General features: G+C 74.2%; 12 protein-coding genes and 1 tRNA gene. 6 read left to right on the top strand and 7 right to left on the bottom strand.

Annotated elements, in window-relative coordinates; genetic code table 11:
* Positions 1-25 precede the first annotated feature (25 nt).
* Positions 26-1,663, bottom strand: coding sequence for a serine/threonine-protein kinase (locus LE181_RS09800; RefSeq protein WP_225660819.1), 1,638 nt, complete (start codon positions 1,661-1,663; stop codon positions 26-28).
* A 146-nt stretch (positions 1,664-1,809) separates the two neighbouring features.
* On the opposite strand from LE181_RS09800, the gene LE181_RS09795 reads away from it, so the two are divergent.
* Both LE181_RS09795 and LE181_RS09790 read left to right on the top strand, forming a co-directional pair.
* A tRNA-Arg gene (locus LE181_RS09795) sits at positions 1,810-1,882 on the top strand.
* A 138-nt stretch (positions 1,883-2,020) separates the two neighbouring features.
* On the top strand, positions 2,021-3,190 hold the full coding sequence (locus LE181_RS09790) for a winged helix DNA-binding domain-containing protein (protein ID WP_225660818.1): 1,170 nt from the start codon (positions 2,021-2,023) through the stop codon (positions 3,188-3,190).
* A 44-nt stretch (positions 3,191-3,234) separates the two neighbouring features.
* Here LE181_RS09790 and LE181_RS09785 read toward each other — a convergent pair whose 3' ends face one another.
* Positions 3,235-3,627 carry a VOC family protein gene (locus tag LE181_RS09785; RefSeq protein ID WP_225660817.1) on the bottom strand — a complete coding sequence of 131 codons (393 nt, stop codon included), beginning with the start codon at positions 3,625-3,627 and terminating at the stop codon, positions 3,235-3,237.
* 29 nt (positions 3,628-3,656) lie between these two features.
* Positions 3,657-5,123, bottom strand: a complete 1,467-nt coding sequence (locus tag LE181_RS09780; RefSeq protein ID WP_225660816.1) for a DHA2 family efflux MFS transporter permease subunit — start codon at positions 5,121-5,123, stop codon at positions 3,657-3,659.
* A gap of 86 nt (positions 5,124-5,209) precedes the next feature.
* Here LE181_RS09780 and LE181_RS09775 point away from each other — a divergent pair, with 86 nt between their 5' ends.
* Complete coding sequence (locus tag LE181_RS09775) at positions 5,210-5,869, top strand: TetR/AcrR family transcriptional regulator (RefSeq protein ID WP_225660815.1); 660 nt, start codon at positions 5,210-5,212, stop codon at positions 5,867-5,869.
* 107 nt (positions 5,870-5,976) lie between these two features.
* On the opposite strand, the gene LE181_RS09770 is transcribed toward LE181_RS09775, so the two are convergent.
* Together LE181_RS09770 and LE181_RS09765 are read right to left on the bottom strand one after the other, a co-directional pair.
* Positions 5,977-7,263: a M64 family metallopeptidase gene (locus LE181_RS09770; protein WP_225660814.1), complete on the bottom strand. Its 1,287-nt coding sequence runs from the start codon at positions 7,261-7,263 to the stop codon at positions 5,977-5,979.
* 150 nt (positions 7,264-7,413) lie between these two features.
* Positions 7,414-8,679 (bottom strand): alpha/beta fold hydrolase, encoded by a 1,266-nt coding sequence (locus LE181_RS09765; RefSeq protein ID WP_225660853.1) that lies wholly within the window; start codon positions 8,677-8,679, stop codon positions 7,414-7,416.
* A gap of 243 nt (positions 8,680-8,922) precedes the next feature.
* Here LE181_RS09765 and LE181_RS09760 point away from each other — a divergent pair, with 243 nt between their 5' ends.
* Complete coding sequence (locus tag LE181_RS09760; RefSeq protein ID WP_372458302.1) at positions 8,923-10,236, top strand: helix-turn-helix domain-containing protein; 1,314 nt, start codon at positions 8,923-8,925, stop codon at positions 10,234-10,236.
* A gap of 52 nt (positions 10,237-10,288) precedes the next feature.
* Here the strand turns inward: LE181_RS09760 and LE181_RS09755 are convergent, their stop codons facing one another.
* On the bottom strand, positions 10,289-11,137 hold the full coding sequence (locus tag LE181_RS09755) for a DUF4344 domain-containing metallopeptidase (RefSeq protein WP_225660812.1): 849 nt from the start codon (positions 11,135-11,137) through the stop codon (positions 10,289-10,291).
* Positions 11,138-11,326: 189 nt separating this feature from the next.
* Here LE181_RS09755 and LE181_RS09750 point away from each other — a divergent pair, with 189 nt between their 5' ends.
* Complete coding sequence (locus tag LE181_RS09750) at positions 11,327-11,992, top strand: response regulator (protein WP_225660811.1); 666 nt, start codon at positions 11,327-11,329, stop codon at positions 11,990-11,992.
* Positions 11,993-12,021: 29 nt separating this feature from the next.
* Positions 12,022-13,125, top strand: a complete 1,104-nt coding sequence (locus LE181_RS09745; protein ID WP_225660852.1) for a sensor histidine kinase — start codon at positions 12,022-12,024, stop codon at positions 13,123-13,125.
* A gap of 19 nt (positions 13,126-13,144) precedes the next feature.
* Here LE181_RS09745 and LE181_RS09740 read toward each other — a convergent pair whose 3' ends face one another.
* On the bottom strand, positions 13,145-13,522 hold the full coding sequence (locus LE181_RS09740; protein ID WP_225660810.1) for an STAS domain-containing protein: 378 nt from the start codon (positions 13,520-13,522) through the stop codon (positions 13,145-13,147).
* Positions 13,523-13,720: the final 198 nt, after the last annotated feature.

Genomic DNA, 13,720 nt, shown 5'->3' with positions numbered 1-13,720 from the left:
CCACCGCACCTTGGGATCCCCCGCCTCAGGGGGACGAGACCGGCTTCGTCCTGACAAACGTGGACAGCGCCGTACGGAAGTGCCGCCGGCCCTCCGCCGCCTTGCCGGCCGGGGACGAGACCCATACGTCATACATCTTTTCTCCCTCGTCCCAGGCGAGGTCGTAGGTGTGCCGCGGACCGACGGGCCCCTTGTTCTCCTGCGCCTCGAAGCCGTCCCAGACGAACTCCCAGGAGGCTGCGCGGCGGCCCCGGTGCGAGGTGCGCTCGACCTTGCCGTCGCGGTAGCCGGGGTAGCGGTCCGGGGCGAGCGCGGCGGAGCTGCGCATGACGACGATCGGGCCACCCTCCTGGATGTCCTGGATGAGGACGCCGATGCGGAACTCCTTGCCGGGCGAGTAGTAGAAGACGCGCGGCGGCTCGAAGGAGCGGGTGAAGCCGTCGGGCACGGCGAAGGCGAAGCCCGCCGGGTCCTGCACGGCGTGGTAGCCGTCGGGCGCGGCCACCGACGCGCTGGCGGGAGGCGGTTCGGCGGCGGAGGGGGCGCGCGGCGGGCCCGAGGAGTGGATCGCCTTGCCGTCCACCGACGCGGCCCCCTCACGGTCCATCAGCAGCGCGGCCGCGCCCGCGCCCATCCCGGCCAGCGTGACGATGGTCAGCGCCGCCATCAGGGCGGTACGGGCACGTCCGCTGCCGGGCGTGACGGCCGACGCCGGGACCGCGGCGGGAGGCCCGGCGGGGACCGAGGCCAGGGCGGCGGCAGGGGCGGCGGCGGGCAGCGGCGGCGGGCCGCCCGCCGCCGTGGGCGTGTACGTCTGCGGGGCGGGGGCGCGACCGGTCTCCAGGTACGCCCGCAGCAGCCGTTCCGCCTCGTCCGCGCCCATCCGCTGCGCCGGGTCGCGCTCCAGCAGACCCCGCACGACCGGCAGCAGTGGCCCGGCCGCGGCGGGTGGCCGGATCTCGGCGTAGACGACGGCGTGCAGGATGCCGCCCAGGGAGTCCCGGTGGAAGGGCGATTCCCCGTTCATGGCCGTGCACAGCAGCACGCCCAGCGACCACAGGTCGGACTCCGGGCCCGCGCGGCCGCCCGCCATCCGCTCCGGCGCGGTGTACTCGGGCGAGCCGACGAACGCGCCGGCCTCCGTGATCGTCGTGGCGCCGGAGACCTGGGCGATGCCGAAGTCGGTGAGCACGACCCGGCCGGTCACCGCCTCCAGCAGGACGTTGGGCGGCTTGATGTCGCGGTGCAGGACCCCCCGGGCGTGGGCCGCGCGCAGCGCGCCCAGCATCGCGATGCCGATGCGGGCCGCCTCCTGCGGGCCCACCGGGCCCTCCGCCGAGAGCCGGCCCGACAGCGAGCGGCCCTCGACCAGCTCCATGACGATCCAGGGCCGGCCGTCCTGCTCGACGATGTCGTGCATGACGATCACATTGGGGTGCTTGATCAGCGCGACCGCACGGGCCTCGCGCAGCATGCGGTCGTACTGCGCCCGGGCGTCCGCGGGGGACTGCTGATCGTCGACGTGCAATTCCTTGACCGCGACCTCGCGGGCGAGCAGCTCGTCCGTGGCACGCCACACCGTGCCCATGCCACCGCGCCCGATCTTCCTGACCAGCCGGTACCGCCCGGCGATGAGACCGCCGTGTGCAGCGAAGGTGCCCATGGAGCCATACTGCCGCACCACTCCCGGGCCGACCGGGCCCGTACAGGTCGCTTCACTCCGCGGGCGGGAAAAGCAGGGCAATGAGTCATGTACAGTTGTTCCCGCAACGCCGACCGGCCGACGGGTTTCCGCCACCGGGGGGCCGAGCGCTCGTAGCTTAACGGATAGAGCACTTGACTACGGATCAAGAGGTTGCAGGTTCGAATCCTGCCGAGCGCACATGCATGACGGGAGCCGGACACATCACGTGTCCGGCTCCCGTTCTTCGTTCCCGAGGGACGGGCACCCCGTTCCCTCAGGACGCACACCGCGCGCCCTAGGACGGAATCCGTCCTACATCCGGCCTACGGTCTTTCCATGGTCACCCTCCCCCGCATCGGCGACGCGCAGCGTCGCGCCCGCCTCGGGCACCGTCACCTCCTGGCACCCGAGCGCCGGGCCGCCACCGTCGAGGAGGTGACCGACGCGCTCGTCGGACTGCACGCCACCGACCCGGCGACCGTCTACCTCTCCGCCTGTGCACGGCTGGCCGAGCCGTCGGCGGCCGAGGTGGAGCGGGGGCTGTACGAGGACGTGACGCTGGTGAAGCTGCTGTCCATGCGGCGCACGATCTTCGCCGTCACCACCGACACCGCCCCGTACGTGGCCTCCTCCACCGCCCGGGCCATCGCGCTCAAGGAGCGGGCGACGTTCGTCAAGCGCCTGCGGGCGAGCCTGCCGGAGTGGGACGAGCGGCGCCTGGTGCGCGTCGAGCGGGAGGCGCTGGAAGCGCTGGCCGCCCGCGGCGAGGCGACCACCGCCGAGCTGGCCCGGGACGTGCCGGCGCTGCGGGAGGCCGTCGTGACGTCTCCCGGCAAGCCGTACGAGGGGCGGCAGAGCGTCGGCAGCTGGGTGCTGCGGCTGCTGGCCTGCGACGGGCACGTGCGCCGGGCCCGCCCGCGCGGTTCGTGGACGAGCAGCCTCTACACGTGGGCGTCGGCGCCGCAGTTGCCGGACGTGCCGGTGCGGGAGGCCAAGGCGGAGGTGGCGCGGCGCTGGCTGGCCTCGTACGGGCCCTCGACGGAGGCGGACCTCAAGTGGTGGACGGGCTGGACCGTGCGCGACACGCGCGCGGCGCTCGCCGACGCCGGGGCGTGCGCCGTGCAGTTGGAGAGGGGGCCCGGCCTGGCGCTGCCCGACGACCTCGACGACGTGGAGCCGTGCGGCGACTGGGCCGCGCTGCTGCCCGGGCTCGACCCGACCTCCATGGGGTGGCGCGAGCGTGACTGGTACCTCTCCCCCGACGACGTGCCCTTCCTGTTCGACCGGGCGGGCAACGTCGGCCCCACCGTCTGGTGGAACGGCCGCATCGTCGGCGGCTGGGCGCAGCGGGCGGACGGCGAGATCGTGTGGCGGGCCCTGACGGACGTGGGGCGCGACGCGGTGGCCGCGATCGAGGCGGAGGCCGGCCGGCTCTCCGCCTGGATCGGTGACGTCCGCGTCACGCCCCGGTTCCGCACCCCGCTGGAACGGGAGCTGGTCCGTTAGCCGCCGGCACGGTCAGGCAGCGGCTCCGGCGGGGGCCGGAGCGGTCAGGAGCCGGAGCCGTACGGGCGGGTGATGAACTCGACGGCGATGGTGCCGCCCGGGTCCCACACGTACACGCCGCGGCCGCCGTCGTTGCGGTTGATGCCCTCGGTCGTGCGGTAGGGGTCGGCCCAGTGCTGCAGGCCCCGCTCGGTGATCCGGGCGTAGGTCGCGTCGAACTCCTCCTCGCTGATGAGGAAGGCGAGGTGGGAGCCGTTGAGGTCCTCGGGCTTGACGGCGAAGTCGGCGAAGTCGATGTCGACGCCGTTGGACGTCTTCAGCTGGGTGAAGTGGTGGACGTCGACCGGGGGTGCGCAGCCCAGCAGCTCGCTGACGAACGCGGCGCTCTCCCGGCGGTCCTTGCAGTGGACGATGATGTGGTTCAGCTCGTTCGCCATGAGGTCTTCGTTCCTTCCGGTCCGGTGGGTCAGGGTTTGGTGGTGCGGCGGGGCAGGGCCAGGCCGCCCAGGGCGGCGCAGGCCGCGCAGGCGGCGGCCAGCAGCAGGCCGCGCCCGTAGCCGGCGGCGAGCGCGGCCGGTACGTCGTGGGCGTGGCCGGCCAGCCGGGCGGCCGTGGTGCGGGAGGCGACGGTGCCCAGGACGGCGAGGCCGAGGGCGCCGCCGACCTGGCGCGAGGTGTTGACGAGGCCGGAGGCCAGCCCGGCCTCCTCGCGGGCGGCGCCGCTGGTGGCGGTCATCGTGGTGGGCATGGCGGCCAGGCCCGCGCCGAAGGTGGCGAGGACGAAGGGCGCGGCGACGTCCGTCGCGTAACTGCCGCCGGCGGAGAGCTGCGAGAGCCAGGCGAAACCGACGGCGCTGACGGTCATGCCGCCGACCAGCAGCGGGCGCGCGCCGACGCGTCCGACGCAGCGGGTGGCGAGGCGCGAGGCCGCGATGATCGACAGGGCGCCGGGCAGGAAGCACAGGCCCGCCTGCAGGGCGGTGTAGCCGAGCACCTGCTGGAGGTAGAGGGACAGCAGGAACCACATCGAGAACATGGCCGCGCCGATCGCGATCACGACCAGGTTCGCGGTGGCGAGCGTGCGGCGGCGCAGGACCGCCAGAGGGACGAGCGGGTGGGCGACCCTCGCCTCGACGGCGAGGAACGCCCCCAGCAGGACGACCGCGGCGGCCACGGGGCCCCACACCGCGGGCGCGTCCCAGCCGTGGGTCTCGCCGGCGATGATCCCGTAGACGAGGGCGGTCAGGCCGGCCGTCACGGTCACCGCGCCCGGCAGGTCGAGCCGGCGCAGGCCGCCGCCGGCGCCGGTGGCGGCCGGTACGTACGCCAGGGCGGCGGCCAGCAGCACGGCGCCGAGGGGGACGTTGACGAACAGCACCCAGCGCCAGCCCGCGTACTGCGTGAGCACGCCGCCGACGACGGCGCCCGCCGCGCCGCCGGCCGCCATGACGGCGCTCCAGGCGCCCATGGCCCGCGTGCGGGCGGCGGGCTCGGTGAACGTCGTCATGATCAGCGTCAGGGTGGCGGGCGCGAGGACCGCGCCGCCCACGCCCTGCACCGCCCGTGCGGCGATCAGCAGGGCGCCGCCGGGGGCGAGGCCGCCGGCGAACGAGGCGGCGGTGAAGGCGGCGAGGCCGGTGAGGAAGGCCCGTCTGGTGCCGACGAGGTCGGCCAGGCGGCCGCCGAGCAGCAGCAGGCCGGCGAAGCCGAGGGTGTAGGCGTTGACGATCCACTGCTGGCCGGCGCTGCTGAGGTGCAGCTCGGCGCGGATCGAGGGCAGCGCCACGTTCACGATCGACACGTCGAGGATGACCATGAACTGGGCGGCGCAGGCGAGGACCAGGATCGCCGCGGTGGAGCGGGGCGCCGGGGACGTGCCGGGCGCGGTGGGGCCGCCCGCCGTGCCGGGCCGTGGTAACGCGTCGGTGTCCATGAGGCGCCCCCGAGCCTTCAGAAGTAGACCTGCTCTAAAAATATAGCAGCTCTATTTATAAGCGCGGGAGTCGTTATTCTGAGCGCATGACGTCATCCCCTACGGACACGAGCGGGCTGCGGGGCCGCAAGCGGGAACGCACCCGGCGCGCCATCTCCGACGCGGCCTTCCGGCTCTTCTCCGAGCAGGGCTTCGACGCCGTCACGCTCACCCGCATCGCGGCCGCGGCGGACGTGGCTCCGGCGACGGTCTTCACGCACTTCGCGTCGAAGGAGGACATCTTCTTCAGCCGGCGCGAGGAGTTCTGGACGGGCATGCCGGAGACTGTCGGGTCGGCCCGCACCTGGGACGGTCTCCTCGACGGCCTGCGCGCGTTCTACGCCGGCCGGTGCGAACGGATCCTGTCCGGCGACCACGCCGCCCACGGGCGGGTCTTCTCCCGCGTCCTGCTGGAGAGCCCCGCGCTCAGGCGCAGCTACCTCGCGATCGCCGCCGAGCGGCAGCAGATGCTGTGCGAGCTCCTGGCCGCGCGGGCGCCGCAGCTGCCGGAGGCGGAACGGAAGCTGTTCGCCGCTCTGGTCGTCACCGTCGGGGAGACGGCCTACGCGGCCGTGCACACCGCCCTGGCGGCGGGCGAGCCGGCCGGACGCGCGCGGTCGGCCGCCGAGGACGCCCTCGACCGGGGCTTCGCCCGGCTCGCCCGGGCCTACCCCGGCACGGCCGCACTCACGGCGGCGCCGGCGTAGCACCACGCGGCGGAAAGGGGGCCGGCGATGCGCGCGCCCCCTGACCGGCCCGGGCCGGCGGGCCCGCCTGCCCTGCCTCGCCCGCCCGCCTGCCTACGTCCCTGCCGTCAGCCGACCCGCCAGCCCAGCGTCGTCGTCAGCCGGTCCGCCAGTGCCGGGTCGCGCACCGCCTCCGTGCGGTCGGTCCCCCTGGCCGTCAGCGTGTGGTGCCGGCCGTCGGCGGGGACGCCGAGCGCGCGCGGGACGACCGTGGTGCGCCCCCGGGCGGCCACGGCCTCGCGGCCGTCGACGTACCAGCGCACTTCGGTCGTCGCCGACGCCGCACGGACGCGCACCCGGTCGCCGCGCCCGATGCGTGTGCCGCTGCCCGGCTCGCCGCTGAGCACGCGCGCGTGCCGGTAGAAACCGGCGATCATCGCCTCCCGGCCGGGGAGGTTGAACTCGCGGCCCAGCGACCGCATGAGCGAGTCCTGGGTGGGCCGGAAGAGGCCCCGCGGGTAGTAGCCGCCGCCCTCGTACGCCCCGACCGTGCCGCCGTCGGGCGAGGTCCGGCCGATCCAGCGGTACCACTTGGCGCGCCGGTCCGTCATCTGCTCCGCGGTGAGCGCGGAGACGTTGACGTCGCCGGGCTCGGGGCCGGTGTAGGTGCCGTACTCGTCGTACTGGTACTCGTCGGCGAGTTTGCCGAGGGAGTGGCCGGTCTCGTGGACGGCGATCTGGTCGGATCTGTCGTTGTCGGAAGAGGCGGTGGCGATGCCGTCGTAACCGACCGTCGAGACGACGTCGTTGTAGCCGGCCCCGCCGTACTTGGTGGAGTTGGCCAGCACCACCACGAGGTCGGCGGCGGGCGCCTTGGCGGCGTACGACTCGACCTTGCCGGTGTCGACGCACAGCAGCCGCTCGATGCCGTCGCAGAAGAAGCCGGACTTCAGCGCGGTGTCCTTGGCGACACCCTGCGCGGGGTCCCCGGAGACGCCCGACTCGCGCGACACGGCGTCCACGGCCCAGACGTTGAAGAGGTTGCGGTAGGAGGCGTAGGGCTCGACGGCCGACATTTTCGCCCACTTGGCCCGCACGGCCGTGTGGAACGCCTCCTGCTGGGAGGCGGTGTAGCCGTCGCCGATGAACACGACGTCGAGCGTGGTGCCGGTGGGCCCGTTGGTGACGACGGGCGTCACGTCGCCGTCGCCCTTGACGGACGGGCGCAGCGAGCGCGGCGGGGTGGGGGACGCCGGGACGGTGGTGTGGTGGGGGTGTCCGCCCGGCTCGGTGAAGTACTCCACCCGTTGGGCGGGTTTGACATCCGGAGTCGGACCAACGGCGGAGGCGCCGGTGCCGGCGGCGAGTACGGCCATGACGGCCACGCTCGCCGCGAGAGGTATTCGTCGGTGCATGGGGGGTTCCTCCCGAACCGAAACCCACTGCACAAGCAGCGGGTTAAGTCGCGTTAAGGCGCCGCTTAACGTAGAGGCTCGGGAGGTTCATGACAATGGATGCGGCTGATGCGGCCTCACATTCGCCACGGGGGCGGCAGGTGCGTGCGCTCAGATCTCGTCCCGGACGAGCCGGAGCAGCCGGTCCAGCACCACGCGTCCGCTCGCCCGCACGCCGTCGTGCTCGTACTCGTCGGTGACCCACGTCCGCAGTCCGGCGATGGACCGTGCCGTCCTCAGCGAGTGCCCGGTGTCGACGTAGAGGTCGTCGTGGTAGATCGCGGCGGCGACCGGAACGGTGTTGCGGGCCAGCTGCGCCGCGTCGTACAGCGGCGTCCATCCCTCGCGCCGGGCGAGCAGCTGGGCGGTCTCGTGCAGCGGGCGCAGGGCGGGCTGGGTGTGCAGCATCCAGGGGTGCACGGTCTCGCCGGTGAAGAGGAAGCGCCCGCCGTCCTCGACGTTCGGTTCGAACTGCGGGAATTCGGCACGGACGCGTTCGGCCGCCCAGTGCGTCGGGCGGCCGTCCTGGGCATAAATGGCCTCATGGAGGAGCGTGTACAGAGGGCTCGCGGCGCGCGAGAGCAGCGCCGCGACCTGCTCGCCGAACGCGTCGGAGAGCTGCTCTCCGGCGGGCGTCGGCACGAAGGCGTCCTCCAGGAGGTAGTGCAGCCGGTGGGAGCCGTCGCCGGTGCCCAGCAGGATGCCGAGCTGCTGGAACTGTTCGACGGTCAGGACGGTGCCGTCCGGAAGGGTCTGCGGCTGCTGCGCCAGGTGCCGGGCGATGCGCCGGGCCGCCTCCTCGTCCTGCGGGTAACGGGCGTAGTGGGCGAGGCACTTGCGTTCCATGCGGGGGTAGGCCGCCCGGTAGACGTCCTCGGCGCCGGCGTCCAGGGACGGCAGGCCACCGGTGACGATCACCTCGGCGAGTCCCTCCGGCGCGAAGGAGAGGTAGGTGACGGCGCAGAAGCCGCCGAAGCTCTGCCCGAGCACGGTCCACGGGCGGCCGCCGGTCAGCCGGGGGCGGATGTACTCGCAGTCGCGGACGATGGCGTCGGCCCGGAAGTGCGCGAGGTAGGCGGCCTGCTCCCCGGGGGTGCCGCGCAGCGGCAGGGTCTGCCGGGTGGCCGGGGTGGAGCGGCCGGTCCCGCGCTGGTCGAGGAGGAGGACGCGGTAGTCCTCCAGCGCCCGGTCGAGCCAGTTCTCCCGGCCCACCGGCCGGCCCGCCGGGAAGCCGGGGCCGCCCTGGAGGTAGACCAGCCAGGGCAGGTCCTCCCGGGCGCGGCCGGCGGCGACGACCTCGCGCGCGTAGAGGCGGATACGCTCCCCCTCCGGGTCCCGGTGGTCGAGCGGTACGTCGAAGAAGTGGTCGGTCATCATGAGGCCGGGCTGGCGGACGGTGGCGGCGCCAGGGGCCCCGGTGTTCGCTGTGTCACCGTTTCCGGTGGTCTTCGGTATGGACGGCACGGACGGCGCAGGCGACACGGTTACATCCTCACGTAAGCAGACTTAACGAACGGCTTGGATCACGGCGCAATGTACCGAGGGGCGGAAGTGGCCGAGAACAGCACCCACGGCATACGGGCGGACGAACCCTCCGACATCGGGCGCCGCGTCCTGCGGATGCGCACCGAGCGGGGGCTCACCCAGAAGCAACTGGCCGAACCCGCCTACACCGCCGCATACATCTCCACGTTGGAGGCCGGCAAGGTACGGCCCTCCGAGACCGCCCTGCGCCACCTGGCCGGGCGGCTGGGCACCACCGTCGAGGAGATCGCCACCGGCCGTCCCCCGCACCTGGCCACCGAGCTGCGCCTGCGGCTGACCGACGCCCGGCGCACCCTGGCCACCGGCGACGCCGAGGACGCCGCCGTGCTCTTCCGCGCGCTGCGCGACGAGGCCGCCGGGCTCGACCTCGTGCAGGAGCACTTCACCGCCCTGCTCGGGCTCGGCGACTGCGCACTGGAGACGGGCGAGCTCACCGACGCCCGCGACCTCTTCGGCGAGGCCGAGGCCCTGCTCGCCGGCCAGCCGCTGCCGCGCCGCGTCCCCGCCCTGCGCGGGCGGGCCACCGCCCACCTCCTGGCGGGCGAACTGCGCTACGCCTGCTACCTGCTGGAGACGGCCCTCGACGAGCTGAACGCCTCCGGCATGCACGACCCGGACGCCCTGCTGCTCCTCTACACCGCCTCCATCGCGCCCTACATGGACATGGGCGCGCACGCACGCGCCGCGCACGCCGCGGAGCTCGCCCTCGCCCTCGCGCCCCAGGTGGACAACCCCGCGCTGGTGGCCGGCATGCACCGGGGCGTGGCCCGCACCCTCATCGCCGAGGGCCGCATCGCCGACGCCGACGCCTCCCTCGCCAAGGCCCAGGAGCTCTACCAGCAGCTGCACATCCGCACCGAACTGGCCCACTGCCACTGGATGCGCGGCTACGTGCACGCCCAGGACGGCAACCTGCGCAAGGCCGAGAGCGAGCTGCGCACGGCCCGCGACATGCTGGCCTCCAAGCGCGCCGCCCTGTTCACCGTGCAGGTGGAGGTGGAGCTGGCGGACGTGCTGCGCCGCCGGGGCAAGGCGGCCGAGGCCGAGGAGCTGCTGCGCCCCCTGCTCGCGCCGACCGCGCTGGGCGCCGAGCGCGGTGCCGTCCACGCGGGCGGCGCGCACCGGCTGCTGGGACTCATCGCCGAGGAGCGGTCCGACACCGACGCCGCCGAGGAGCACTACTGCGCCGCGCTGTCGCTGCTGGAGCGCACGGGCGCCGCGGGCGACCTCGCCGACCTGTGCCGGCTGCTGGGCGACCTGCTGCGGCGTACGGGCCGTACGGAGGCGGCCCTGGACGCCTACCGCACGGGCCTGGGACACCGGGCCGCGCCCGGGACGACCACACTGGGCCCCGCGCCCACCGCGCCGCCGTACTGGCCGCGGCCCTGACGCCGCGGGCCGCCGCCGGCCCGCCGACCGGCCCTCCCCTCACCGGGGCCGGTCAGCGGTCGGACATATGGGGTGCGAGCAGCCGCTGCCAGCCGCGCCGCAGGCTCTCGTACTCCTCCTCGCACAGCCCGGCGCGCTCCTTGCTCAGGCGCTTGCCGTCGACGAGGGAGCGGTACTCCTTGCCCCGCTTCTGCCGGGGCGCCGAGCCGTAGAGGTAGCAGCGGTAGCTCGCGCTGCGCATGGCGTCGGGGGCGTGCTCGTCGGAGGGGTCCACGTCGGAGGGGTCCGCCTCGCGTGCGTACTGGGCGTAGTTGTCCGCCGCGGCCAGCAGCGCGGCCCGGCCCGTCTCGCCCCGGCTCAGCAGGCGGTACGCCGCGAACTGGTCGGCGACGTCCTCCTCGTGACCGGTGAAGGGCAGGGCCAGCTTGTCGATGAGCGCGTGGCCGGCCTCGTGGTAGAGCGTCTCGGTGACGACGCCGGCCGTCCGCTCGTCGGGGTCGCCGCCGTCCCGCTCGGCCGCGAACATCGAGCGGACCTCGCCGATGAAGCCGTAGCAGAGCGATATGCGCCCGGACTCCGGGTCGTACTCGGGGATGCCGTCCTTCTCGCAGGAACGGCCGACGATCCGCACCGGCTGCGGCAGCCGGACCGTCCGGTTCAGGTCGGCCGCGACCTGTTCGGGCAGCCGGCGCCCGCGCAGGAAGGCCCTCTCGTCCTCGCCCCCGCGGGAGGGGGCCTCGTAGGACACGGACAGGCCGCCGCCTGTGGGGGGCGCGGCGGCCTGCGACCGTGGGCCGCACGCGACGGCGAGGGCGGCGGTACAGACTCCGGCCGCCACGAGCGCGCGGGCGCGCCGCGGACGGGCCGGGGTCCGGGGACCGACCCCCGCATGGTGCAGCATGGACAGCACTCTGCCGTCCGGCGGGCCCGGAGGGAATCCGCCGTGGGTCCAGATCCACCCCCGCCGGTCGGCGGGGGTGGCCCCGGCCCTGGGGTGGAGTGCCGAACTCCGCTTTTATCCGCCGGTGCGGCAGGCTGGAGGGGCCGGGAGCCGGACGGAACCCGGCGGAACAGGAAAGAGGAGCGGGCGGTGATCCGTGTTGCGGTGGTGGACGACGAACAACTCGTCCGGTCCGGGCTGCGGATGATCCTGGGCACGGCCCCGGACATCGACGTGGTCGCCGACTGCGGCGGCGGCGAGGCGGTGGCCATGGTGCTGCGGTGCGCCCCCGACGTGGTGCTCCTCGACATCCGCATGCCGGACGTCGACGGCCTGACCGTGCTGCGCGCCCTGCGCGCCCACCCGCACCCGCCCGCCGTCGCCATGCTCACCACCTTCGACGCCGACGAGTACCTCGCCGCGGCCCTGCGGTCGGGCGCCGCCGGCTTCCTGCTCAAGGACACCGACCCCGAGCAGCTCGTGCGGGCCGTGCGCACGCTCGCCGGGGGCGGCAGCGTCCTCGACCCGGGCGTGACCCGCGCGGTCATCGGCGGCTACCTGGCCGCCGAGGCCGAGTCCACGGCGGCCGCGGCGGTGCGGGCGCTGACCCCCCGCGAGCGCGAGGTGCTGGCCCACCTGGGCGCGGGCCTGGCCAATCCGCAGATCGCCGAGCGGATGGGGCTCGCGCCGAGCACCGTCAAGGACCACGTGCGCGCGGTCCTGGGCAAGCTCGGCGGCGTCAACCGCGTGCAGGCCGCGATCGTCGCCGACCGGGCCGGGCTCGTGGCCACGGTCCGGGAAGGCGGACGGCAGTGAGCCCCTGGCGGGTGCCGCTGCCGGCCCGGATGCCGGACTGGGTGCCCGTGGCCGGGCCCGCGCTGCTCGCCGCCGGGGACGCGCTGCTGGTCAACGGGATCGAGCCGGGGTACGAGCTGTGGGTGTCGCTGCTCGCGGCGGCGGCGCTGCTGTGGCGCCGGCGGCTGCCCGCGACCGTCTTCGCCGCGACCCTGCCCGGCATGTACCTCACGTACATCTGGCTCGCACCCATGATCGCCCTCTACACGCTGGCCGTGCGGCGCCCGCACCGGTGGCTGCTCGCCGTCGCGGGGCTGCTGATGACGACGGCGCAGTTCGTGCCGTACCCGGTCTCGGACCTGACGCTGGCCGACCGGCGCGAGACGGCCGTCAACCTGGTCGACGCCGTCGTGGTGGCGGCCACCCCCATCGCGCTGGGCCTGCTCACCCGCACCCGCCGCGAACTCGCCGACCGGCTCGACGAACTGACCCGCAGCCGGGCCCGCGAGGACCGGCTGCTGGCCGACCGCGTCCTGGCCACCGAGCGGGCCCGGCTCGCCCGCGAGATGCACGACGTCGTCGCGCACCAGGTCAGCCTCATCAGCCTGCAGGCCGGAGCCGTGCAGATCAGCACCGAGGACAGCCAGGCGCGCGACGGGGCCCGCACCATCCGCGAACTGTCCGTGCGGACCCTGGACGAGCTGCGCCACATGGTCGGCATCCTGCGGGCGGCGGGGGCGGACACCGAGGAACTCACCCCCCAGCCGCGGCTGTCGGACCTGCCGCGGCTGATCGATCTGAGCGCGCTGGACGTCGCGTTCGAGGACGGCTCCGACCCGGCGGCCGTGCGCCCGGAGGCCGTCGAGCGCGCGGCCTTCCGCACGGTGCAGGAGGCCCTCACCAACGTCCGCAAGCACGCACCGGGCGCGAAGGTGACGGTCCGGATCACCGAGGACGACCGCGCGGGGCTGCTGGTGGAGATCCGCAACGGACCGGCGGACGCGGCCGTGCCGGCACCGGAACTGCCCGGCGGGGGCCACGGTCTGGTGGGCCTGCGCGAGCGGGCGCAGAGCCTGGGCGGGACGCTGGAGGCGAGCGCCACCGAGGAGGGCGGGTTCGCCGTACGGGCCCGCTTCCCCCGGGAGGAGAGATGACGGCGGCCCGGGGCCGCGCTCAGGCCGAGAGCGGCTTGGTGGCGGGCTCCGCGGTCGCGCTCTCCAGGTCCGGGTAGACCTCGAACAGCCGGCGCACCCCCAGCGCCCCCAGCACCCTGTTGACGTGCGAGTCCTCCACGGCCCCCTGGGCGGGCAGGATCAGCCTGAGTCTTCCCTGACAGGAGCGCATCAGCCGGCGTGCGGCAATCAGTACCCCCACGCCACTGGAGTCGCAGAACCGCACTTCGCCGAGGTCGAGCACCAGGCTCCGCCGACCGTCCGCCACAGCGTCGTGCACGTGCTGGCGGACCGAGGGCGAGGTCACCAGATCGAGTTCACCGCAGACCTGGAGCACGGCCCAGTCCCCTTGCTCATGCTCCAACACCTTCAACGTCACGCGTTCGAGCCCCTTCACTCGGTCTGTCGTTTCCTTCGGAATGGACCCTTCCGCGGTATGGCTGCCTGGCGCTTCCCCCGTGGAGCGGCATGTGAAACACCGTGCGGGGCACGGCGTGAATCATCGCCTGGCATAAGCCGACCGCTGTTGAGCCTATGCCCAGCCCGGACCCCCAATCCCCATAGATCCGGTCACACC

The organism is Streptomyces sichuanensis (assembly GCF_020328095.1).
In the GTDB taxonomy this organism is placed as follows: Bacteria; Actinomycetota; Actinomycetes; order Streptomycetales; family Streptomycetaceae; genus Streptomyces; species Streptomyces cinnamoneus.
Note: the sequence above shows the minus strand (reverse complement) of the source record. Positions and strands in the feature narration are given on the sequence as shown.